The sequence below is a fragment of the Pontibacterium sp. genome, from assembly GCF_041587635.1.
GTDB lineage: Bacteria > Pseudomonadota > Gammaproteobacteria > Pseudomonadales > Balneatricaceae > Pontibacterium.
In genome coordinates this window covers 1-2,678 of sequence record NZ_JBFGYC010000551.1, presented here as the reverse complement: position 1 = coordinate 2,678, position 2,678 = coordinate 1, and the positions used below count along the sequence as shown (strand labels likewise).

The window sequence follows — 2,678 nt, the reverse complement described above, 5'->3', positions numbered from 1 at the left end:
CGGTCAGGTTTTTAAAACACTCCACCTCCGGCACCAGCGCTGACAGCAGCAAGGTTTTAATTAACCGCATATCATTCTGAAACGCGCGCTTTCTTGGCTCACTGTCAGGCATACCACCCAGATCGCTGAAGTTGATCTGATGCTCACTCTCCAGCAGCGGAATCAGCTTACGCTCAAACAGGTTCTTGGCATTATCAAAATGCATACGCATCGCTTCAGAGAACGGCTCCGCCTCCGAAGCAATCACATCGTAAAGATCCCCAACCGGAATCACATTACCCAGTTCCAGAGTATTCCGTTGGCTAACCAGCAACATCAGCATGACTTTCAGTGCGGTACGCTCCCGCTGCAAGGCAGAAGAGAGAGCCACCAATGCCTGCACCAGGGCAGGGCTGAAGGGGTAGAGCGCTCGGAACATCTCCTTATCGCCCTGGTTCGTCAGCAGTATGTTATAAGCCTCTTCACGGATGCGGTCTGTTGTACTGAACGCTTGGGCAATCTGACTTTTAGCAGATTCATCCACCGGTCGTAGCAAGCGCTTTTCCGCAATCACAGGCAGGTTGCGATCTTCCAGAGTAATGGTATGGAAACGACCATCCCAGTATTTCAGTGAGTCACTCAACACTTCCTGCTCAGCTCCAGTGTACTGGTCGCCGACAAACTCCCTCAGATCACGCTGACGTGCAATAAAGCTGACCAGCGGTAGCGCGCGGGTTTCGCTCGCTTCCACCAGTTTCACCACTTTTTGAATCTCGGTACTGATAAATTGCTGATCGGACAGACGACTGGCCAGCCACAAAATAAGCTCATCTAGGAACAGGATGACCGCATCATAACCCAGTGATTTGGCATGCTGCGTCATAACCCGTAAGCCTTCGTCAAAGGTGATATAGCCTCCACTTTGTGTATTCGCCAGGTCAGCAAAAGCACCAAACAGCGTACCAACCAGAGCACCAACCAGACTGGTTTTGTCTTCATCCGACGCCTGGCCGTTAATCACTGCCTCAAAACTGACCGCATCCCAGCCACAGGCAACATCACCCCAGCCATCATCGTCAGCAGCGCTGGTATTACCCTCGTTAATAGCCTTAAAAAAAGCATCATCACCCAACAACCGGCGTTGTTTTACTGCATCGGCAAATAGCCGGTCACTCATATAAAAGCCAGGCACCGGCGCATCAGGGTGCAACTTTTTAATATGTTTGGCATAACCCCCCAGCACACCGGACTCAATGCTGGCTGCACCGATCATATGGTAAGGCACCAGTAGAATATTCTTGCCCTGTAGCCAACCATCGTTTTTAGCCACCGCCGGAGCTAATTCAGGAATACCCCGAGCCTGGCTATTACCCTGTAGCAGCAGGTTCAACACCGCCATAAAATGCGATTTACCACTACCGAAGCTACCGTGAAGATATGCTCCTTTCTGTCGACTTTGGTTACTGTCTACGGTGCTTTTAACAAAGCTCAGCGCATCTTCAAAAGATTTGGCCAGCTGCGGCGTTACCACATAATCTCGCAGGGTTTGATCAATAGCTTCCGGTGCTAACCCACTGGAGAGATTTAGTACAAAATCGCCCCGCTGAACTTTTTCCGGGATGTCGATCAGATCTTTCATCAATGTCATTACAGAATTCCTTACATCCAGGCTCAGGCAGTTTTAGCGGTTTTACGTTGACGGCTGGCGCGCCTCGCCGCCGGCGGTGTCCAGCTCAGCAACTCATCGCGGCTGACGTCCAGCTCGCGCATCTCTCCCAGTAGGAAACCTTCGTAGTAATCACCCATCTTTTCGCCATAGTCAGGATCAATCTCGTTATGCCACTGCTTAAGCCAAGGGATAAGTTCTTCCAGTGCCACCAGCATCGGCATCAGCTTATCCTTACCCCAGTTATCAGTCTCTTTCCGCTCGATATACCAGACCGCGATCGCCATCGCCCGCTGCAGATGATTCATACCCGCCCAGCCAATCACCGGTGTGGTATCACCCTCTTTTTCGCAACCAGGCAGTGTGAAGAAGCGCTCCTTAGGTACATCCAGCTTGCCGCGCAGTGGCCAGTATGCCGCTTTGGTAAAATCCTTCTGGGCATATTTAGGCGGTACAGGGATATCGCCGATTTCACTCCGCTTCAGCCTCTCAGCCGCTTCTTTATCGAGATAGTCTGAATTGTCTTCCGACAACTCTGTACGGGCGTCTAGAGTGTCGTCAACGCGCTGTTTCTCCCAAGTTTCCTGCCAAGCTCGGAATTTGACTATGCCAGTCGGTTTATAGCGCGCTGGGGCCATTTGTGGAATGGACTCCACTGCTACCAGTTCCACAACCAGTTTCTGGATATCGAATAGCTCATTACCAGTGTAATGTGCCGCGACTTTGACAAAATCTTCGTCGGTACGCACACGGTCAGCCAGCCCGGCACTAGTAATCAGCTCGCTTTCGTGTTTTAGATACTGGCTTTCCAAGTGATCCAGTAACCATTCTTTACAGGCAGTTTTCAGCTCATCACTGCGTGCGGCTTTGTTGAACAAACCCTGTCGTCCAATCCAGCGCCGTTTATAGTGTGGGTCTTCTATAACCCGAATGTCCTTGATGGTTTTGATCGCATCCATTCTTTGCCGCCATTTCATCTGCAGAGTTTCTGGCCAATGAGCAGGTACGTCTACTGGTACAGAAAAACCATCCT

Annotated in this window: 2 protein-coding genes; both read right to left on the bottom strand. The window is 50.9% G+C overall.

The genetic code is table 11. The features are described from left to right. Positions 1 to 1,627: DUF6079 family protein (locus ABYW01_RS18850; RefSeq protein WP_372835838.1), on the bottom strand; the 1,627-nt coding region annotated here is incomplete at its 3' end. A 23-nt stretch (positions 1,628 to 1,650) separates the two neighbouring features. Then, a partial coding sequence (locus tag ABYW01_RS18845) for a hypothetical protein (protein WP_372835837.1) occupies positions 1,651 to 2,678 on the bottom strand: 1,028 nt, incomplete at its 5' end.